The sequence below is a fragment of the Limnobacter sp. UBA7229 genome (genome assembly GCF_002473065.1).
GTDB lineage: Bacteria > Pseudomonadota > Gammaproteobacteria > Burkholderiales > Burkholderiaceae_B > Limnobacter > Limnobacter profundi.
Map to the genome: position 1 here is coordinate 33,506 of NZ_DKTN01000005.1, position 19,185 is coordinate 52,690.

The following is a 19,185-nucleotide window of genomic DNA, read 5'->3' on the forward strand; positions in this document are numbered from 1 at the left end:
TTCAGGCCCTCTTTTTCATCCGGATCAAGCGGGGTCTGCCCGGGCTGGTATGTGAACTCCATCACCACAACTCGCGCCAGTTGCCGTCAAGCAGCTCTTTTGCAATCAGCTCTAATTGAGCCTGCTGCGCTTTTGTACCAACGGCTTGATCCTCAAGCGACATGGTATGCGCCACGGGTTGCATGTGCCTTCTAGCCACGGTATTGGCTTGCTCCTTCAGCTTGGCCTCTAGGGGTATTTTCGGCACGAGAACATAGTGCAGTTCGCAGTCGAGTGCAGCGGCAACCTTGCGCAGAGAGGCTAGCGAGATGCTATCGTCGGCCTCACTTTTCTCTAGCTTATGCACCGTGGAGTTTCTTACATTGAGGCGCTGAGCGAGCGATACAGCAGTCATGCCAAGAGCCTCCCGAATGGCCTGTATCCAACCGCAGGACGGCCGCGGCGGGAAGGTTTTCTTAAGCAAAGGTTTTAATTGCTTGTCGGCCTGGCGCAATTGCAGCCAGCGGTAGGACTTGTCCATAAACTTATCCCTGTAGGGCGAGAAATAAGCCTACAGTGTATCCTTACAGGGATAAAAATAAAACATATTAATATCCCTACAGGGCTATTTTTATTAACATCAAATAGCCATATAGGGATATTTCTTCGATTGGGAATTTAGCAAAAACTCGATAACCTTCCCGCCAATCTGTTCACTAAATTGGCGGAGGAAGTAGCCCGCAACCAAAGCCTACTTCTCCACAAACGCCCGCTCAATCACATAATCCCCGCGCTCGCCCTGCCTGGGGCTAATCTTTAAGCCCTTTGCATCCAGCAATTTGCAGGTGTCTTCCAGCATGCTGGGGCTGCCGCAAATCATGGCGCGGTCGTGGGCTGCGTCCAGCGCAGGCAGGCCCAAATCTTCAAACAACTTGCCGCTGTGCATCAGGTCGGTCAGGCGGCCGCGGTTGCGGTAGGGTTCGCGGGTTACGGTGGGGTAATACAGCAAGCGGCCTTGCACCAGTTCGCCAATGTATTCCTGCTTGGGCAGTTCTTCGCGAATGTAATCGGAATAGGCCAATTCGCTCACGGTGCGCACGCCGTGTACCAGCACCACTTTGTCGAATCGCTCGTAGGTGTCGGGGTCGCGAATAATGCTCATGAAGGGTGCAAGGCCGGTGCCGGTGGCCAGCAGGTACAGGTTTCGCCCGTCGTTCAAATCGTCGATCACCAAGGTGCCCACTGGCTTTTGGCCCACAATCAATTGGTCGCCAGGCTTTAAGTGTTGCAAACGGGAAGTCAGCGGACCATCGGGCACTTTGATGCTTAAAAACTCAAGGTGTTCTTCGTAGTTGGCGCTGGCAATGCTGTAAGCGCGCAGCAGCGGTTTGCCTTCGGCCTGCAAACCGATCATCACGAAGTGCCCATTGTGAAAACGCAAGCCGGGGCTGCGGGTTGTTTTGAAGCTGAACAGCGATTCATTCCAGTGGTGCACTTCCAGCACGGTTTCAAATGCCAAATTGCTCATCATGCAACTCCAAGTTCTCGCAGGTAGGCCCAGGGGAAAATTCCGCGCTCGTGGCCATCTGCAAATTTAAAGTTCAGGGCGTGTTCGCCCACCATTTCAATGTTAGTAATTGCGCTGCCCAGCACCACGGCTTGCCCTGCGCGCTGCGCAGCCACGCATTCTGCACACTTGCAATGGGTGCGCAGCAAACCGTGTGGCAATTCGCTCACCGCGCCGTCGGCCCATTCAATGCGCAGAAGTTGCGAGGCGCGTTGGTCTGTAACCGCAACGGGTTGGATTGATGCGCTGTTCATCGCAACGTCTCCATGCCTTCCTCGCCCAGGTGCCAGCTTTGGCCCATGGTGGCGGGGTCAATTTCGCCACCCATGGCAGCCAGGCTTTCTTCGCGAATGAGGCTTTTCAGTTGGCGGTGCAAGGCTGTGAACACTGGCGACGCGGTCATGGCAGCCGAACGTGGTCGAGGCAAATCGATGGGAATTTCCGCCTTGATTTTTCCGGGACGGGCGGTCATCACATACACACGATCGGACAGAAAAATGGCTTCTTCAATATCGTGCGTAATAAACAGCACAGAGATTTTCCATTGCTGCCACATGTGGGTGAGTATTTCCTGCATCACTACGCGGGTTTGGGAATCGAGTGCACCGAAGGGTTCGTCCATCAGCAACACGCGCGGGCCAGTAGCCAGTGCGCGCACAATGCCCACGCGTTGTTTCATGCCACCGGAAAGCTGATCGGGGTAATGATTTTCAAAAGGCAGCAAACCAGCCAAACCCAACAAGGTGCGCGCTTTTCCTTCGCGCTCATGACGGGCCATGCCTTGCAGCTTCAAACCAAACTCCACGTTCTCGCGCACCTTCAGCCACGGAAAAAGTGAGTACTGTTGAAACACCACACCGCGTTCGGCACTGGGGCCATGAATGGCCTGTCCGTCCATCGTAACCACACCGTCGCTGGGTTTCAGAAACCCGGCCACAATGTTCAACAGCGTACTTTTGCCGCAACCCGAGGGGCCAACCACCGAGACAAATTCACCGGGCTGCACATTCAGGGAAACATCTTGCACAGCCGCGAAACGCGCACCGTTTTGAATGAAGTTCACCTGCACATTGCTCAGTTCAATACAGCCCTCGGGCTTTTTCACAGTGCTGTTCATTTTCCACCTCCGGGCCCGGCAATGTGTTGCCAAGGCATGAGCAAACGGGCCAGGAGCAAAATGCCGCCACTGCACAACAAGCCCAACACGCCAATCACGATCATGCCCAGCACAATGTTGGGGTACTCAATAAGCGAGTACGCTTCCCAAGTGAAGTAGCCCACACCGAACTGGCCTGAAATCATTTCCGCTGCAATCAGCGACACCCAGGCCACACCCATGCCCACCGCCAAACCGGTGAATACATTGGGTAGGGCTGCGGGCAGTATCACTTTGCTTAGCATGGTGAATTCATTGGCACCCAAACTTTTCGCAGCGCGCAGCAGCACAGGGTCAACGCCCTTTACACCCGCCATGGTGTTGATCAAGATCGGGAAAAATGCGCCGATGAAGGTGATGAAAATAATGCTGCTTTCTGTGGTGGGCCACAGCATGATTGAAATGGGCACCCAGGCAATCGCCGGAATTGGACGCAGCACTTCAAGCGCGGGAAACATCAAACCCCGCACCACTGCGAAGCGGCCGCACAGCAAGCCCAAGGTGACCCCCAGGGCTGTGGCCATGGCAAAACCCTGCATAATGCGCACCACGCTTTTCCAGATGTTGGTTTGGAAACGCTGGTTTTGCATCAACTCGACCATGTTGGTGAACACCTCACCTGGCGTGGGAATGTTGTTGAAGCGAATGTAAAAATCGAGCTTGTACAAGGTGGCCACATACCAGAAGGCCACCAATGCGCCGATCGACAAAAACGTCATCAACGCAGCCAGGCTGTGCTTTTTTGCACTGATCAACAACAACTCACGGGCAGGCAGTTTTTCAGCCACCTCGGGTTTGGCCCGAGCTACAACTTTGGCCGCACCACTCGGTGAATCCACAGCTTGCAAAGCAGGTTCTTTCGCCCCGGGGGCGAGGGTGCTGGCTTTCACCACCGGGGCATACGGCTTCGCAGCCGCAGGCATTTGAATTTCAAGAGGTCGCGACATGGTTTATTTCCCCACTACAGCAAGTGCAAGCGCATCGTCATACAGGCCTACCTTGCCGCCGTTCTTCGCAGCAAAGGCCTCTGCGTCTTTCTTCAACAGGAAGGGCACAATCTCGGGAGTTTTCGCGCGGGCTTTCAGCGAGTAAAACGCTTTGTCGGCAAACACCTTGATCTTCATGCTTTGGTCGTACACATAGGCCACGCCAATTTTTTTACCCTCGCCTTGGGCTTTCTTGATGGCAGCCAGCGTGCAATTGGCCGACTTGTAAGCAGTGATTGCGCCGCCTTCAATCCATACTTCACCAGCTTGGCGTGACTCGGTAATCTTGCCGCCGCACAGCGGGTCGGTGCCGCTAATTTCATAGTTGGTGGTGCTGGCTTTTTGTTTGGCGTAGTCCAGGCCCAGTTCCTTGAAGGCTTGCTTTACATAGGTTTCATCAACCCATGCATCTGCGTCGAAGTCTTTCACTCGGCCCATGCGTTTCAGCACACCGTGGTCGTATTTCACGGTTTCAACCCACTTGGGCTTGATGGTGGGGTCCAAAGTGTGCACACCGCCTGGGCCTAAAAACATGTAAGCCACTTCTTTCTCAATGCGGGTCCATTCTTCAATTTTTGCGGCAGCCTGCACCGGGTTTTTGCGCACCCAGTCGTTGGCTTCCATCAATGCTTTGATGTAGGCCACCACAAACTCGGGGTACTTTTTGGCGAAGTCTTCGCGCACCACCACGCCGTGAAACGTGGGCACTTTGGTTTCAGCACCATCGAAAATTTTGCGGGCAAAACCACGGTAAGGAAGAAGCTCGGCAAACGGTACAAAGTCAGCATGGCCATCAATGCGCTTTTCTTGCAAGCTGGAGGTGCCCACTTCCGGACTTTGGCTGGAAAGCTCGAAGTCTTCGGCAGTCCAGCCACGGTCTTCGAGCGCTTTGAGCAACATACCATGTGCTGCCGACCCAAAAGGCACGGAGAGTTTTTTGCCTTTCAGGTCAGCCAGCTCATAGTAAGGGGAGTCTTTGTGCACCACCACGCCATTGCCCGCACCTTCCGCGTTGTAAGCAATCAGCGCAATCAGGCGGCTTTTGGTTTCATTGCCGTTTTGAAACGTGGCACCGTTCACCAGCAGCGGGTAGTCGCCCATCATGCCGATTTGCAAAGTGTTGGCCACCATGCCGTTGGTCACGGGTGGGCCAGAAGTGAAGTTTTGCCATTCAATCTTGAACTGAATGTCTTTGAAACGTGGCACCTTGGCCAGGTGCTTTTCAATCAAGCCGAGTTCTTTCAATACAACACCGCCAGTTACTGTGTTGGTGGTGGTGTTCTGTGTACCAATTCCCACCGTGACCACTTCGGCCAATGCTGGAAATGAAAGTGTGCAGGCCACCAGCGCGCTGGCTGCGCGAATGCCGATGAACCTGCCAACTACCTTGCCCTGTGCTGCGATTCCTTTGAAGATTCCCGTGTTCATGTCAACAATCCTTTTCAATAGACTCGTTTCAAAATTGGTGCCAGGTGGTTGGCTGTATTTGACAGTCGGAATATTTGAATGCTCTCGGGCTTAGGCCTTGTCTGTGCAGGCTTCCTCCAGGTACTGCTTTTTGTTCGTGATATCAACCCAGGCGTCAGCGTCTTCCAGCGGCTCTTTGGCGCTGTCAATCACCGGCCACAGCTGAGCCAGCCTTGCATTGATTTCAATGAATTCCTGCTGGTCCGCTGGAACATTGCCTTCTTCGTAAATTGCACTGGCTGGGCATTCAGGAATGCACACACCACAATCGATACAGCCTTCAGGATTAATCACGAGGAAGTTCGGCCCCTCGTGAAAGCAATCCACCGGGCACACCGACACGCAGTCGGTGTATTTGCATTTAATACAGGCTTGCGTCACCACGAATGTCATGGCAAATCCCCTTAGCTGTGTTTCAGCGTGATGTTGGTCAGTGCCAGGCGGGCCAGTTTTCGCACATCCGGGTCGTTGTCTTCCAGCGCTTTTTCAAGTGCGGGAATGGCCCGTTTGTCACCAATTTCACCCAAGGCAATGGCCGCCTCTTTTCTCAAATTGCTCACGGTGTCGTTCATGGCTTCCACCAGTGCAGGAAGCGCAGGCAAAGCCTTCATGACACCCAAGGCACGCGCTGCTTTCACACGCACTTGCCAGTAATCGTCTTGCATGGCTTTCACCAGTTCATCGGTGGCCTGTGCCATGCCCAGCTTGCCAATGGTGGCTGCGGCTTCTTCTCGCACCATCCACACGCTGTCGTTCAAAGCCCGCATCAGTGAAGGCAGCACACTAACCTCGTTCGTGTAACCCAATGCACCCACGGCAATTCGGCGTACTTCGCCATCGGGGTCGTGGGCCGCCACTTCAGCCAGCTCACCCACTGCCTCTGCACGCTTGAGGTAACCCAGCACACCCACTGCTTCACGGCGAACTGCCGGGCTGGGGTCTTTCAACTGGTTCAAGGCGGGCTCGTAAGCTTCAGGCACCCGCAACGCACGCACAGCTTTCAAGGCCAGCGAACGCACAGTGGCATCCGCGTGGGTCAGCAGCGGAATCAAGGGCGGCGCCGATTCAGATTCTTTCAATTCGGCAAGCACCAAACCGGCCGCTTCTTGAACCACTGCTGATGTATCTAGCAGCATCTGTGCCAAAGCTGTGACCGTGGTTTGATCCTCGAATCCTTCCAGTGCACGCACTGCTTCCAGGCGCACATTGGCATCGGCATCGTGCAGGCAAGGCAGCAACAACAACTCAATGTCGTCTTCATCGCTGTAAGGCAAGTCAATCACAGCCAGTCGGCGTACTTCGGCATCGGGGCTGTTCAGCCGTTCTTGCAAGGTAGGAATTGCAATGCTCATGGTGTGCTCCTTTTCAGCGCAGCAAGAATGGAATGTCCACATGCACAGCACCTGTGGGGCAATCTTTTTCACAGGGCAGGCAATACCAGCATTCATCAAATTTCATGAATGCCTTGCCGGTGACGTGGTCAATGGCAAGCACATCGAGCGGGCACACATCCACGCACACGGTGCAGCCTTTTTCGGCAATGCATTTCTCGGAATCCACCTTGACGGGGACTTGGGTAATTGTTGCGGCCATGGTCATGTTCAGTACCTCTCGTGTTGTGTGTTAGGGCAAATCAAGCGGCTTCACCGACCACGCGCAAGCGCTGGTAAGCATCCATTTCCTTTTCATCGATGGGCACAATGTAGGGCTCGATTTCCTTTTTCTTCATGGCCATTTGGCCTTGCGCGTTTTTGTACAGCAGGGTGTGGCAGAACCAGTTGGCGTCATCGCGCTCGGGGTGGTCTACGCTGTAGTGGTAAAGGCCCCACCTGCTTTCGGTGCGGAACAGGCTGGCGCGCGCGGCCATTTCGGCGCAGTCGATGATCGAATGCGTTTCCATGGCGCGCATCAATTCATGGGCATTGGTGGCCACCATGTTTGCCGCATCGGCGCGTACCTCGTCCATGCGGCGCAAACCGATTTGGTATTTGCGGGTTACTTTGGGCGGCTGCAAATAGTCGTTGACCAAGCGGCGTGTTTTATATTCCACCTGGAAGGGTGTGGGGCCATCGGTGTGCAACAGAGGCGCTTCAATGCGGTCGTGCTCGGCTTGTACCTGGGCTTCGTCCAGTTCATTCAAGGTGTTGTCGGCGCAGTAAGCAGCGGCATTTACACCGCAAATCTTTCCGTACACGAATGCACCCAGCATGTAGTTGTGAGGTACGCTAGCGCAGTCTCCGGCAGAGTACAAGCCGGGCACCGATGTTTCACCTTGCGCATTAATCCAGATGCCTGAAGCACTGTGACCACTGCAGAATCCGATTTCGGATATGTGCATTTCGATCATTTCCTTGCGGTAGTTGTTGCCACGTTGTTCGTGGAAACGGCCGCGGCTTGGGCGCTCGTTGGTGTGCAGAATTACTTCAATTTCGCTGATGGTTTCTTCGGCGAGGTGGTCCAGCTTCAGGAACACAGGGCCGTTGCCGCTTTGCAGTTCGCGGTAGAACTCCATCATCATTTGGCCACTCCAGTAATCGCATTCAATGAAGCGCTCACCGGCTGCGTTGGCGGTGTAGCCACCGAAGGGGCCGGTTACATAGGCGCAGGCAGGGCCGTTGTAGTCCTTAATCAGCGGGTTGATCTGGTAGCACTCCAGGTTGGCCAGTGCAGCGCCTGCATGGTAGGCCATGGCGTGGCCATCGCCGCAGTTGGTGGGGTTCTCGTAGGTGCCCATCAAGTAGCCGGAAGAAGGCAAGCCCATTCGGCCTGCGGCACCGGTTGCAATAATGGCGGCCTTGCAGCGAATGACATAAAAATCTGCGGTGCGGCAATCGAATCCCATCACACCTGTGATCTCGCCATTCGCACCGGTCAACAGGCGCGTACACACCACGCGGTTAGTCACTTCAACCCTTGTACGCTTGAGCTGACGGTACAACACGCGCTTCATGTTGTGGCCTTCAGGCATGGGCAACACATAACTGCCCAAGTGGTGAACCTTGCGCACTGAATAGTCGCCAGTTTCATCTTTCTCGAATTTCACGCCCCATTTGTCGAGCTCTTGAATCATGTCGAAGCTATTGGCGGCATAGGCCATCACACCTTCCTGGTCCACAATGCCGTCGTTGGCAATCGTGATTTCCTTCACATACTGTTCAGCTGTGGCGTGGCCTGGAATTACCGCGTTGTTCAGCCCGTCCATGCCCATGGAAATTGCGCCGCTGCGTTTCACGTTGGCTTTGTCCACCAACAGCACGCGCAGCTTCGGGTTTTGTTCTTTCGCTTTGACGGCAGCCATGGGGCCGCCTGTGCCGCCACCAATCACTACCAGGTCGTATTCCAAGTCGATGCGTTTCATGTTCACACTCCTCAAGTTCGGTTGATGCGCAAGCGATACTGGAATGCATCGCCCCGGTAATACAGGTATTCAAAGTCAATGGGCGTGTCGCCCGCGTAAGTCATTCGTTCCATGCGCAGCAAAGGGCAGCCCTCGTCCACACGCAGTTGTTGGGCCAGCGATTCATCGGCTGAAATGGCTTCAATTTGCAAATCCGCGTGGGTCAGGTTGTAGCCGTGATCGTTTTCAAGAATCGCGAAAATATCTCGAACCGTCAGGTCTTCCTGCAGCAGCTTTTCACCAATCTCGATCGGGAAATAACTGACATCCACTGAAATAGGTTCGCGATTCAAAAAGCGCAGACGTTGAATTTCAAACACAGGCTGACCAGGTTTGACATGCAGGCGATTGGCCACCTGCGCGGTGGCTTCAACAGACTTGGCACTGAGCACGTTCGAATATGTTTCGTAACCCGAGGACGACATGGCCTCGCCAAAACCCTGCAAGCGCGACAGGCTTTGAAATGCTTTAGGCTTGGACACAAAACTGCCCTTGCCCATCACCTTGAATATCAGCCCTTCTTTTTGAAGGTCGCCAAGTGCCTGGCGAATCGTGATTCGGCTTACGCCAAACATGCGGATCATCTGGCTTTCAGAAGGCATTTGTGTGTGGGGTGCATATGTGCCATCAAGAATGCATTTGCGCAACTTTTCACGCACCTGGGTATACAAAGGCAATGCCGATACATTCGTATCGAAAGCCTGCTCTTCTACTGCTTTGATCGCTGATTTCCCGTTCATATTTGCTGCCTGAATCAAACTTGTTATGACAGGTCATGATATGCATAGACCGTGCCAGATTTTGTTGCACCGTAGCAGTGCCGTTTTTGCCGCTTTACCTATTTATTACTTGCACTTGTGCAGCATTGCGTTTTCTGGGCGACCCAAATTAATGCGCTGCAGCACCGCTTTGAATCACGTGCACCAAGACGAATCCTGCTGCCCAAAGGTGAATGCACAAGGCACTGCCCAGCACCCACACCTTCCCACCCGCAGCGCGCAAATCAAGCCAGCGCGTGCCCACACCCAAAGCCGCCAAACCAGTAGCCATTAATAGTTGGGACAAATCAACCAAGGCAATTTCCAGTGGAATACTCAGCACGCCCGTGGATTTCAAAACCACTGCCAACAAGAACCCCCACAGAAACAAAGGGGGTTGCATGGACACATGGCTGACTTGGGCGCCCGGCTGTTTGCGCTGCTCGCGCACCATGTGCCAAGCCAGCCACACCATGGCAGGCGCCAGCAAGGCCACACGCAACATTTTCTCGATCAATGCGAATGTGGGTGCTTCACCACCCACCAGGGCAGCGCCCGCCACCACATGCCCCAATTCATGCACGCTTAAGCCCAGCCAAAGGCCAGTGAAATCGGCCTGCAAATTAAACAGCCACTGAAACCCCGGTATGGCAAACATGCTGAGCGTGCCAAACACCACGGCTGTGCCCAAGGCAGCCGAGGTGGCCGTAGGTGGCGCGCGCAATACCGAGTCGGCCGCAGCAATGGCTGCACCCCCGCAAATTGCGCTGCCAGCACCAATCAGCAAAAAACTGCTGGCCTGCAGGCCCATGCGCTTGCCCAGCCAAGCCGCCAACCCCAAAGTACTTGCCACAACAAACACCGCAGCCAATACACCTTGCCAACCCACTGCCAGCAAATCAGCAAACCCCAACTGGAAACCAAACAGGGCAATGCCGGTGCGCATCACATGGCGGCGTGCAAAGCCAAACCCGGCGTGCCCGTGCTGCGCCAATGCGGGTGCAGCATTGCCAAGTGCCATGCCCAGGAACATGGCCAGAGGCAACAAGCCAAGGCCCCAACTTGCAAGGCCACCCGGTACAGCGCCCAGCCAGGCCAATGCAGCCAGCAAAAAGCTGAGCAGCAAACCAAAAGGCAAGGCAGTGTTGGGAGCTTGAAGAACGCGCATGGATCATGAATTCAAAAAAGACACCTTATGGTGATGCTTTTTTTCTCATACCCATAGACAATAGAATTTCTGTATTCATAACTATAGGTTATGCATGAATTTACACCTTCTTAAAATTTATGTTTGCGCGGTGGAAGAAAACAGTTTCACCAAGGCAGCAGAGCAACTGGGCATCAGCCAGCCCGCAGTTTCAAAAGCCGTGCGAGAACTGGAAGCGCAACTGGATACCCTGCTGCTTGAACGCCAGGGCAAGTACTTCAAACCCAATGAGGCCGGGCAAGTGTTGTTTGACTATGGCAAAAGCCTGTTTGCCATGGAACGCGAAGCCAGCGAAGTACTGCGCGCCTTCAAGAACCTGGAACGCGGGCGCCTGATTGTGGGTGCAAGTACCACGATCGCCAGTTATTGGCTGGCGCCTTACCTGAAGAAGTTTTCAGACAAACACCCCGGCGTGGATGTACAGATGGTAGGCGCCAACACCGAGAACGTGGCTCAACTTTTACTGGACTGCAAAGTGGATGTGGCCCTGGTGGAAGGCGAGGTGGTCGACGAACGCATTGAAACCCGTTTGTGGCGCACCGAAGAAATGGTCGCCATTGCACCCAGCTTTGAGAATGGCGCGCGCAAACGCGAACTGGAGCAGCAGGTGTGGATACTGCGCGAACAGGGCTCAGGCAGCCGCAACGTGGCGGAGCAATTGCTGCAGAACATGGGGATACAAGCCCAGCGCACACTGGAGATGAACAGCAACGAGGCGATTATCCAAGCTGTTGCAGCGGGTTGCGGTGTGGGCATTGTGCCTAAAATTACCGCACGAGATCAACTTGCCTTGCGCCGCGTAAAACGCTTTGCACTGGGTTCAGGAAAAATGGAACGCCCCTTGTTCAGGCTGCGCTTGCCACACAGGCCGCTGAGCAATGCGGCGCTGGCGTTTGAGGCTTTGTTGGGGGCTCCCAAGCACTGATCAATTCTATTTAAGCCGGTACCACGCACCACGCCCACTGCCCAACTGCTCCAAATGCCCTGCCTCAGTCAGATTTCGAAAATGTTGTTTCAAGGTATTTCTGCTGGCGCCAGTCAAGCGGACCATTTCGCCGATGGTGACACGGCCATGTTCTTTGGCGAACTCGACAATACTTAACGACCAGGGTGGCAAAGCGGCAAGCACAATTCTTTCGCGTTCAACTTTCTTTTCCAATCGACGCACTTGCTCAGCCAAGGAACGCAAAAAAAACACAATCCAGGAATTCCAGTTCGGAGACTCGGATCGAATGGTACCTTGGGTTTGCCGCAAGGCCAGATAATAGGCCTCTTTGTTCAGCTCGATCACACTTTCAAGCGAGCTGTAAGGAACATAGGCATAACCTGCCTGCATGAGCAGTAAGGTGGTTAGCACCCGGCTTAGTCGGCCATTCCCATCTTGAAACGGGTGTATTTCAAGAAACACCACAGCGAAAATGCCGATGATCAGCAAAGGATGCAGCTCGCCTTTTTGGCGCTCTTCGTTGACCCACTCAATCAATTCAGCCATCAAGCGGGGGGTATCAAACGGAGTCGCTGTTTCAAAAACAATTCCGATTTGCACACCACTAAGGTCAAACGCAGCCACACTGTTGGAGCTGGTTTTATAAGCGCCGCGATGTCGGCTGTCTTTGTTGCTGTGCTTGAGCAAAACCTGATGCAGTTGCTTGATGTGATTTTCGTTAAACGGAATGTCTTGCCAAGCGGAAAACACCAAATCCATCAGCTCTGCGTAGCCAGCAACTTCCTGCTCGTCTCGTGAATCAAAAGACTGAATAGAGAGATTGGAAAGCAATCGCTCCACATCGCGATCGCTCAGTTTGCTGCCCTCTATTCGAGTGGAGGAACCGATACTTTCAATGGTTGCAATTCGTCGCAAGGCGGAAAGACGGTCTGGCGCCAGTGTACCCAAAGCACGCCAAGCGCCTTTGAACTCGTCGATGCGAGCAATCAGGCGCAAAATTTCGGGAGAAATTTGAAGTGAGTGTGTATTCAGCATTGCCCATTATTACACCCATTTACACCCAATTAATAGCCAATTTCAAATTATTGGGTGCAAATAGGCTTTTAAATGGTTGTATAAGCTGATCTTTCGAATCAATTCACCGCCCAGAATCGGTACTCGGCCCTGTAACTTACCTCGGCTTTCTCGCCATCATTGTCAGCCGAGCACTTTTTGGCTGGCGCTACACCACCTTGCGTATTCACGCGCTGCACATAACTGACTCCGGTCAAGGCACCCTGCCCGCCGGCCACATCGGCTTTCACCAGTTGAAGGGGAATGTTTTTGCTGCCGTTGGGCGACACGGCCACTTGCGAACCGGTGATGAACGATCCATCTTTGTGACTCCAGCGTGCGGGCGGACCGGAGTAATCACCAATCTTTTCGCCTTTCGTGTTGCGCAAATCAGCCTTGGGCCCAGTCATGGTCCATTTATAGGTGGTCAGCGGGTCTTTCTCTTTGCTGCATTCATAAGTAATTTGTCCCTCGGCGCGGGTTTCCAGCACCAAAGTGTTGCCTGTGGCCACTTGAATCAATGCGGGTAAATTTTTCTGGTCGGTGTGCATTTGGGCATATGACGTTGCGGCAAGCAGCGTTATCGACAAAAACAAAAAGCATTGTTTGATTTTCATTGAACAAACTCCTTCAATTCGGGTATTGGTGCATTGGGGCCAAAAGCTTGATTGTTTTTAACGTTCTCGCACCAATCCAGGCGGACATGGTAATGGATGTGCTTACCCCACAAGAAATTCATTACCACTCAACGTTACCCCGATGTTTGGGGGTTTAGCAAAAATGGGGGTTGCGTAAAAGCCCCGATACACCGCAATATGGTTTTCGGCGTACCAGAAGGAATACATTGCATTCATGGCGGTTGTCGATCCGTGTGTCGTACCTTTGAATTAACAATGACAACTTCTATCCGGTCTTTACAAACACGTTATAAATTAATCGCCGTTCTATTGGGCGTATCGCCGTTCCTGGCCTATTGGTTTTTGGAATTGAGTGCCGGCCCCTCGATTTCAGATGATGTCTGGAACAGCGTTGCGTTGGTGACCTTGTTCTGGTCACTGAACAACATGTTGGTGCTTGTTTATTTCGGTTATGGAAACAAAACGATAAAAGCATCGTTGCTTCAACATGAAAACGCCGAGAAAGCACGTGCAAAGGCGCAGCGCGATCTGGAGTCGCTGTTAAACGGTGTCCCCTATATGCTGGGGTACTGGGACCATACCCTTCACAACCGTTTTTCAAACAAGGCTTATGCCCAATGGTTTTCCATGAAGCCCGAAAGGTTGCTAGGTAACCACATCAACACACTTCTTTCCCCGCAGCGTCTTGAAATTGCGATGCCACTGATTAACAAGGCGCTGGCCGGGGAGCCATGCGACTACCTGGTCACTTTAAAAAACACAGCAAACGACCGCCCAAGTCATATTCTCGTGCAGTATTTGCCCGATGTGGTGGGGGGTGAGGTCAAAGGCTTCTACACAATCGGGCAAGACATCTCGGAAAAGCACCTTGCCAAACAAAACCTGATTTTGAGAACAAAACTTCTAGAATTGGCCAGTGAAATTGCCCATGTGGCCAGCATTGTGATTGACCCCAAAACCGGTGAGGTGCAGCTGACACCCGAAGCGCAGCGGCTGCTGAATTCACCCCGTGACAGTTTTTCCAACCTGGGCGAATTTTGCCAACAGTTTGTTTGCACTACGCAGCAAACGCAGGTGGAGGAAAACATGCGCCATGCTGTGCAGCAGGAAAGCAGCCTGTCCATTGAATTCCAAACCAGCGACAAAAAAGCTTATTTTGGATGTTCAGGCGAGTCTGTGGTTATTCAGGAAAAACCCAGCTATTTGATGTGCCTGATGGACATCACAGAATCAACCCTTGCGAAAACCCGTCTGATTGAGGCCAAAGAAAAAGCCGATCAACTTACCGCTGCGAAAAGCCAGTTTGTGGCGACCATGAGCCACGAGATCAGGAACCCGCTTCACACAATTCTTGGTCTGTGCAATTTGCTGAATGAGCAATGCGACACGGACACACAACAAGACCTCACGGAGAAATTGAAGTACTGCACAGAAGACCTGGTCGACCTGTTGACGAATTCGCTGGATTCTTTCCGGCTGGACCGGGGCGAACTGCATTTTGAAGAAGACGAGTTTGATTTGTGGTCACTGATTTATAACCTGTCGACACACCTGTACGGCGGGGCTAAAAATCACGATCTTGAGCTGCGCATTGAAATGAAAGGAAGTATTCAAAGGCACTGGATTGGCGATGCCTTCAGGATTAAACAAATGGTGGGCAATTTGATCAGCAATGCCTGTAAGTTTACAGAGGCCGGGCATATCCGCCTGCGTGTCGAGCAATTGTCAACCAACTTGCTGCAGTTCTCGGTTAACGACACAGGCCCTGGCATTCCAGAGGAAAGCGTGAACAACCTGTTCGATCAACTGGCACAATCCACTCCCTCTACGGCTCGCCTCTACGGTGGTTCGGGCCTGGGTTTGAATTTGGTGAAGTCGTTGGTTGAACACGTTGGCGGCACAATACAAATTACCAGCAGCGAGGGCGCTGGCACCACCGCCACCCTTCATGTGCCCTTGAAACCCGGCAAGAAACAAAACACGGAAACGCTTGAATTGCTGACTTCACAAACAATTCAATTGGCTGTGGCAAACCCACAATGCGATGTACATGCGCGGGAAATGCTGGCAAGCATGGGTTGCCAGTGTGTAGATCACGGTGCATTACTAATGATCACGGATCGCATTGAAACCGCGCACGCGTACCTTGCCAGCAACACCAATCACCGGGCCTTGATACTGCCCGGGATGAATGGGCATGTGCAAACATCAAGCCACCCCGACTACGCAAATCGAATTTTCCTGGTGCAGGGGCCGCTTCAGCCTGCGGCAATCGTGAAATGGCTTTATTCACTTCAAACCCCCACAGACCGCAAAAGCAACAGGCCCCGCTCAACTGAGCCAGCAACCGAGCTGGTGGTGTTGCTGGTTGAAGATGTCAAGATGACCCGAACTGTGATCAAGGCACTTTTGAACAAGAGGGGTATACATTGCATTGAAGCGGAAAACGGTCAACGTGCTGTCGAAATCATCAAGGCGCAAGGTGACACCATTGATTTCGTGCTGATGGACATCAACATGCCAGTGTTAAACGGTATTGATGCAACCCTGGAAATTCGCAAGGACTACCGTTATGGCAACCTGGTGGTGTATGCATTGACTGGTGAAGACGAGTCCACCACCACACACAGCCGGGATTGGTCGGTATTCGACAAAGTACTGAGCAAGCCTTTAAAAATGCCCACGCTTGAAGCTTTGCTGGACACACACCGCGCTACAAAAGCCCCTGAACCATATTCACCGCAATAAAAAACAGCACCACGGCAAACACCTTCTTTAACAGGTTGGCGGGCAACACATGCGCCGCTTTTGCACCAAAGGGTGCCACCAACACCGAGGCCGCCACGGTGAACAACAAGGCGGGTACGTAAACAAAACCGAGGCTTCCTGTGGGCAGGCCGGGTGCAGTCCAGCCATTGAATATGAAACCGATGGTGCCACCCACCGCAATGGGAAACCCCATGGCTGATGCGGTGCCAATTGCTTTTTTAATCGGTATGTTGCACCAGGCCAGAAAAGGCACAGTAAGCGCACCACCCCCGACCGCGACGAGTGAGGACGCTGTGCCAATAAAAGTGGCCACAGAAAACTGTCCCAATTTGCCGGGCAGAATGCGGCCGGGTTTCGGCTTGTACTCAGAAACCATTTGAATTGACACACTGCCCATGAACAAGGCGAAAAAACCCACCAAAACATTTGATGACACATGCCGCGCGAGGAAGGTACCAAACAGGGTTCCCAACAAAATACCAGGGATGAAATTTTTCACGACATCCCAGCGCACGGCGCCATGAAGATGGTGCGAACGCACGCTGGAAACTGACGTGAAAAGAATGGTGGCCATGGAAGTACCCAGGGCCAAACGAAAGGTCCACTGCCCTGGCAAGGCTGCCAGTTTGAAAGCCCACACCAGCGCTGGTACCAACACACTGCCCCCGCCCACACCCAAAAGGCCCGCAAGAAAACCTGCAACAATGCCGATTGCAATGTACGCAGCCACTGCCTGCACTGTAAAAATTTCAGCGAACAGTGCTGCGTTCAATTCAACCAATTCAATGCACCTTCAAGGGTTTGAAACTCGGACAAGGAACGCACTTTCACATTCGGAAATCGCTCGCGAACCATGCGGCTCAGCGTGTTGCCTGGCCCCACTTCGAAGTAAACCGTGGCACCCATTTCAGAGGCCAAATCCAAAGTACGCGCCCACTGAAGGGGTTCAGAAATTTGACGCGCAAGGCAATCGATTGCGCCATCGCGATTCTCTACGGGGCTTCCGTCCAGCGCACTGAGCACCGGGCAATCGAATCTGCGCCAGCTGACTGCTTCAAGCGCTCTTTTGAATTGCACACTTGCTTCACCTAACCACACGGTGTGCGAAGGCACTTGCACATTCAAGTGCACCACATGCGCGCCCAGTTCGCGTTCCATGTCCTTGCAAATCGACTTCATCACCGCCGTGGGGCCCGCGAGCACGGCATGCTGTTCATCATTCACAATGGCCACGGCCAGGCCGTGTTCTTGTGCTATTGCCCCTAACCTGTCAAGTCGAACTCCCTTCACGGCCATCATGCCGTGGGCTGCGGGTGCCGCCTGGTCCATGCACTGCGCGCGCTTCACCGCCAAACCCACTCCGTCCAACGCCTGCAAACTGCCGGCCACCGTGTGGGCGGTTAACTCACCAATGCTGTAACCCGCGCTTAAATCAGCATGAATGCCATGCGCTTTCAGGGCCTGCGCAACTGCGGCGCCTGCGGCCACAATCAAGGGCTGGGCATGTGCGTTCACAAAACACAATTCGGAATTCTGCGACACCGCCATGGCATCAAAAGGCATGGCATCCAACAAAGGTTCCAGGTGTGGAGCAATCAAAGGCTCAGCCAGCAAACGTGGCAACATGTCGACGGTTTGGCTACCCTGCCCCGGGCACAAAATACACAAGGTCATGAGCGTGCAACCATGAAGTTGGGCAGCTCACAATTGACTTGTACCAAGGCCTGCACAAACAGCGCGGCAGACAACAAATCAGCGCTGCCACCCGGGCTTAACCACTGCAATTCAAACTGTGCGCACAGGTGTTGTGCCCGGCTTTTCCAACCGGGCGCAAATACGCCCCCCTCGGCCAGAAATTGATCCACCCGGCTTTGGGCCCATTGCAAACCTTTCAAACCGCCGCGATGCGCAAGGTTGGTGTCGGGCAGCTTGCCAATGGTGCACACCAAGGCATGCAACTGAGCTTGCTCTTGCGAAAGCCCTTCAGACAAAGCCCAGCGAAGTTGTGGCACCGTGGTCCAGAACAGCACCGGGAAACCATCGGCTGCCTGCTCGCGCGCGCCGGGCAAACCAAAGGCATCTTTCACCCGCCTGCCGTGCGTGGGCGAGTCGCTATGCTGTACCTGGTCTTGCACCCCGGCCAACAATATATTCACGCCCCATTTGGCCGCCACCAACCTGCCCAGGCTGATCGGGTCGAAACACCCATGTTCACGAAACTGGGCACCCGCTGCACCCGCCAACAACCCCATCAGGAAAATGGCGCCTTTGTGGGTGTTTACACCGTCAGTGGCCTTGAACATGGCTTTCTCGGCGGCCAGGCCATGCGCCTGCAGTGTTCTGAATTCTGCACCCTCAATACCCGCCGCAAAACAGTTTCCGAAGTACCCCTGCAAAGCGGCAATGCTGCGGTAGAAGGTGGTGCAATTCATGTCAGCATGGCTGCCATTGTTGCCGGGGCACACCAAGCCAGGTTTGTACTCCAGGTCCACTTCCTGTCGAAGGGCTTCGCAGGCTGCTGCATCAATTCGCGCGACCAGTTCTTTCATGCAGCACTCCCAACCGGGCATTGAAAACCCTGCTGATACGTCGCCAATGCAACAAGCTTCACGGTGTGATTGGTTTTCACCATCAACTTCGAATTGGGATCGGAAAAGCTTCGATGCAATTCACGCCACTGCACAGCCTGACCACTTGGATTGAGCACTTCGCCATCCACCTTAAACTCGGGGTATTCGGTTTGAAGTGCAATTAGAAAAAGACACAGCTTTTCAGCGTCAAGCCAACTCACTGGTTTGAACAGCACATCAAGATCAGAACTTTCAGTAAGGCATGGCAAACCGGTCAAGACCTGCACAGCACTTGAACCGTACACATGTGCGGCAATATTGTGCTTATCCAAAAACCCCAGCAAAGCAACAGCCCCCGCTTGCCAATGCTGCGGTAAGCCTGGCAACACATTGGCCAGGTTTGGTCCTTGCTGGTGCTTTTCAATGCCTTGACTATTCACGATGAAGGACAAGCGCTTTTTGCCCCAAGAGGGTGGCTCGGCCAAACCCACCCGCAGACAATGCGGCAAGACATCCTCTTGACGCGCCACAATCAACGGGTGTCCACTGAGCACCCACCGATGCAAAAGCGACAATGCGCTGATGGGCTCCATAGGTGCTGGCCCGGCATACTCAGCATGCCTTACTGCATCCAGTTTTAACCACACCAGGTCGTGGCGATTGAATGTGATCATGGGGTGCTCATCGGCCTG

General features: G+C 53.5%; 20 protein-coding genes. 2 read left to right on the forward strand and 18 right to left on the reverse strand.

The features are described from left to right. Positions 1-61: 61 nt before the first annotated feature. The 12 genes from B4C79_RS03000 to B4C79_RS03055 all read right to left on the reverse strand — a co-directional run bounded on the left by B4C79_RS03000 (position 62) and on the right by B4C79_RS03055 (position 10,478). Positions 62-520: a mobile mystery protein A gene (locus tag B4C79_RS03000; protein WP_291742208.1), complete on the reverse strand. Its 459-nt coding sequence runs from the start codon at positions 518-520 to the stop codon at positions 62-64. A gap of 210 nt (positions 521-730) precedes the next feature. Further along, positions 731-1,507 (reverse strand): ferredoxin--NADP reductase, encoded by a 777-nt coding sequence (locus B4C79_RS03005; protein WP_171101147.1) that lies wholly within the window; start codon positions 1,505-1,507, stop codon positions 731-733. Beyond that, positions 1,507-1,800: a gamma-butyrobetaine hydroxylase-like domain-containing protein gene (locus tag B4C79_RS03010; RefSeq protein ID WP_291742205.1), complete on the reverse strand. Its 294-nt coding sequence runs from the start codon at positions 1,798-1,800 to the stop codon at positions 1,507-1,509. Before B4C79_RS03010 ends, B4C79_RS03005 begins: the two co-directional genes overlap by 1 nt. Further along, on the reverse strand, positions 1,797-2,663 hold the full coding sequence (locus tag B4C79_RS03015) for an ABC transporter ATP-binding protein (protein ID WP_105027616.1): 867 nt from the start codon (positions 2,661-2,663) through the stop codon (positions 1,797-1,799). Before B4C79_RS03015 ends, B4C79_RS03010 begins: the two co-directional genes overlap by 4 nt. Continuing rightward, a complete protein-coding gene (locus B4C79_RS03020; protein WP_105027617.1) occupies positions 2,660-3,649 on the reverse strand; it encodes an ABC transporter permease in 990 nt (329 codons plus the stop codon). The genes B4C79_RS03015 and B4C79_RS03020 overlap by 4 nt, the downstream gene beginning before the upstream one ends. 3 nt (positions 3,650-3,652) lie before the next feature. Continuing rightward, entirely contained in the window at positions 3,653-5,116 is a 1,464-nt protein-coding gene (locus B4C79_RS03025) for an ABC transporter substrate-binding protein (RefSeq protein ID WP_291742200.1), read from the reverse strand. 90 nt (positions 5,117-5,206) lie between these two features. Further along, positions 5,207-5,548: a ferredoxin FdxA gene (gene fdxA, locus B4C79_RS03030; RefSeq protein ID WP_105027619.1), complete on the reverse strand. Its 342-nt coding sequence runs from the start codon at positions 5,546-5,548 to the stop codon at positions 5,207-5,209. An 11-nt stretch (positions 5,549-5,559) separates the two neighbouring features. Further along, positions 5,560-6,507, reverse strand: coding sequence for a HEAT repeat domain-containing protein (locus B4C79_RS03035; RefSeq protein ID WP_105027620.1), 948 nt, complete (start codon positions 6,505-6,507; stop codon positions 5,560-5,562). Positions 6,508-6,520: 13 nt separating this feature from the next. Beyond that, positions 6,521-6,754: a 4Fe-4S dicluster domain-containing protein gene (locus tag B4C79_RS03040; RefSeq protein ID WP_008247354.1), complete on the reverse strand. Its 234-nt coding sequence runs from the start codon at positions 6,752-6,754 to the stop codon at positions 6,521-6,523. A 34-nt stretch (positions 6,755-6,788) separates the two neighbouring features. After that, positions 6,789-8,513: a fumarate reductase/succinate dehydrogenase flavoprotein subunit gene (locus B4C79_RS03045; protein WP_291742192.1), complete on the reverse strand. Its 1,725-nt coding sequence runs from the start codon at positions 8,511-8,513 to the stop codon at positions 6,789-6,791. Between the two features lie 11 nt (positions 8,514-8,524). Next, positions 8,525-9,292, reverse strand: a complete 768-nt coding sequence (locus B4C79_RS03050; protein ID WP_291742189.1) for a GntR family transcriptional regulator — start codon at positions 9,290-9,292, stop codon at positions 8,525-8,527. A gap of 148 nt (positions 9,293-9,440) precedes the next feature. After that, positions 9,441-10,478, reverse strand: coding sequence for a YeiH family protein (locus B4C79_RS03055; RefSeq protein WP_291742186.1), 1,038 nt, complete (start codon positions 10,476-10,478; stop codon positions 9,441-9,443). 94 nt (positions 10,479-10,572) lie between these two features. Here B4C79_RS03055 and B4C79_RS03060 point away from each other — a divergent pair, with 94 nt between their 5' ends. Beyond that, positions 10,573-11,442 (forward strand): LysR family transcriptional regulator, encoded by an 870-nt coding sequence (locus tag B4C79_RS03060; RefSeq protein ID WP_171101155.1) that lies wholly within the window; start codon positions 10,573-10,575, stop codon positions 11,440-11,442. A 6-nt stretch (positions 11,443-11,448) separates the two neighbouring features. On the opposite strand, the gene B4C79_RS03065 is transcribed toward B4C79_RS03060, so the two are convergent. Both B4C79_RS03065 and B4C79_RS03070 read right to left on the reverse strand, forming a co-directional pair. After that, positions 11,449-12,498 (reverse strand): Fic family protein, encoded by a 1,050-nt coding sequence (locus tag B4C79_RS03065; protein ID WP_105027624.1) that lies wholly within the window; start codon positions 12,496-12,498, stop codon positions 11,449-11,451. Between the two features lie 98 nt (positions 12,499-12,596). After that, the gene (locus B4C79_RS03070) at positions 12,597-13,133 is read right to left on the reverse strand and encodes a DUF3455 domain-containing protein (RefSeq protein WP_291742177.1); all 537 of its coding nucleotides are present in this window, start codon (positions 13,131-13,133) and stop codon (positions 12,597-12,599) included. A gap of 276 nt (positions 13,134-13,409) precedes the next feature. Between B4C79_RS03070 and B4C79_RS03075 the strand changes: the two genes are divergently transcribed. Then, a complete protein-coding gene (locus tag B4C79_RS03075; protein ID WP_291740972.1) occupies positions 13,410-15,902 on the forward strand; it encodes a hybrid sensor histidine kinase/response regulator in 2,493 nt (830 codons plus the stop codon). Here the strand turns inward: B4C79_RS03075 and B4C79_RS03080 are convergent. The 4 genes from B4C79_RS03080 to mdcG are packed head-to-tail and all read right to left on the reverse strand — an operon-like array spanning position 15,868 to position 19,167. Then, on the reverse strand, positions 15,868-16,704 hold the full coding sequence (locus B4C79_RS03080) for a sulfite exporter TauE/SafE family protein (protein WP_291740974.1): 837 nt from the start codon (positions 16,702-16,704) through the stop codon (positions 15,868-15,870). The genes B4C79_RS03075 and B4C79_RS03080 overlap by 35 nt on opposite strands. Continuing rightward, a complete protein-coding gene (locus B4C79_RS03085) occupies positions 16,692-17,597 on the reverse strand; it encodes an acyltransferase domain-containing protein (RefSeq protein ID WP_291740976.1) in 906 nt (301 codons plus the stop codon). The genes B4C79_RS03080 and B4C79_RS03085 overlap by 13 nt, the downstream gene beginning before the upstream one ends. Beyond that, the gene (locus B4C79_RS03090) at positions 17,594-18,472 is read right to left on the reverse strand and encodes a triphosphoribosyl-dephospho-CoA synthase (protein ID WP_291740978.1); all 879 of its coding nucleotides are present in this window, start codon (positions 18,470-18,472) and stop codon (positions 17,594-17,596) included. The genes B4C79_RS03085 and B4C79_RS03090 overlap by 4 nt, the downstream gene beginning before the upstream one ends. Then, entirely contained in the window at positions 18,469-19,167 is a 699-nt protein-coding gene (gene mdcG / locus B4C79_RS03095; protein WP_291740980.1) for a malonate decarboxylase holo-[acyl-carrier-protein] synthase, read from the reverse strand. Before mdcG ends, B4C79_RS03090 begins: the two co-directional genes overlap by 4 nt. Positions 19,168-19,185: the final 18 nt, after the last annotated feature.

Bases quoted from the DNA above. Each gene is read 5' to 3' on its own strand.
- B4C79_RS03000 (WP_291742208.1), bottom strand. From the start codon at position 520: ATGGACAAGTCCTACCGCTGGCTGCAATTGCGCCAGGCCGACAAGCAA.
- B4C79_RS03005 (WP_171101147.1), bottom strand. From the start codon at position 1,507: ATGAGCAATTTGGCATTTGAAACCGTGCTGGAAGTGCACCACTGGAAT.
- B4C79_RS03010 (WP_291742205.1), bottom strand. From the start codon at position 1,800: ATGAACAGCGCATCAATCCAACCCGTTGCGGTTACAGACCAACGCGCC.
- B4C79_RS03015 (WP_105027616.1), bottom strand. From the start codon at position 2,663: ATGAACAGCACTGTGAAAAAGCCCGAGGGCTGTATTGAACTGAGCAAT.
- B4C79_RS03020 (WP_105027617.1), bottom strand. From the start codon at position 3,649: ATGTCGCGACCTCTTGAAATTCAAATGCCTGCGGCTGCGAAGCCGTAT.
- B4C79_RS03025 (WP_291742200.1), bottom strand. From the start codon at position 5,116: ATGAACACGGGAATCTTCAAAGGAATCGCAGCACAGGGCAAGGTAGTT.
- fdxA (WP_105027619.1), bottom strand. From the start codon at position 5,548: ATGACATTCGTGGTGACGCAAGCCTGTATTAAATGCAAATACACCGAC.
- B4C79_RS03035 (WP_105027620.1), bottom strand. From the start codon at position 6,507: ATGAGCATTGCAATTCCTACCTTGCAAGAACGGCTGAACAGCCCCGAT.
- B4C79_RS03040 (WP_008247354.1), bottom strand. From the start codon at position 6,754: ATGACCATGGCCGCAACAATTACCCAAGTCCCCGTCAAGGTGGATTCC.
- B4C79_RS03045 (WP_291742192.1), bottom strand. From the start codon at position 8,513: ATGAAACGCATCGACTTGGAATACGACCTGGTAGTGATTGGTGGCGGC.
- B4C79_RS03050 (WP_291742189.1), bottom strand. From the start codon at position 9,292: ATGAACGGGAAATCAGCGATCAAAGCAGTAGAAGAGCAGGCTTTCGAT.
- B4C79_RS03055 (WP_291742186.1), bottom strand. From the start codon at position 10,478: ATGCGCGTTCTTCAAGCTCCCAACACTGCCTTGCCTTTTGGTTTGCTG.
- B4C79_RS03060 (WP_171101155.1), top strand. From the start codon at position 10,573: ATGAATTTACACCTTCTTAAAATTTATGTTTGCGCGGTGGAAGAAAAC.
- B4C79_RS03065 (WP_105027624.1), bottom strand. From the start codon at position 12,498: ATGCTGAATACACACTCACTTCAAATTTCTCCCGAAATTTTGCGCCTG.
- B4C79_RS03070 (WP_291742177.1), bottom strand. From the start codon at position 13,133: ATGAAAATCAAACAATGCTTTTTGTTTTTGTCGATAACGCTGCTTGCC.
- B4C79_RS03075 (WP_291740972.1), top strand. From the start codon at position 13,410: ATGACAACTTCTATCCGGTCTTTACAAACACGTTATAAATTAATCGCC.
- B4C79_RS03085 (WP_291740976.1), bottom strand. From the start codon at position 17,597: ATGACCTTGTGTATTTTGTGCCCGGGGCAGGGTAGCCAAACCGTCGAC.
- B4C79_RS03090 (WP_291740978.1), bottom strand. From the start codon at position 18,472: ATGAAAGAACTGGTCGCGCGAATTGATGCAGCAGCCTGCGAAGCCCTT.
- mdcG (WP_291740980.1), bottom strand. From the start codon at position 19,167: ATGATCACATTCAATCGCCACGACCTGGTGTGGTTAAAACTGGATGCA.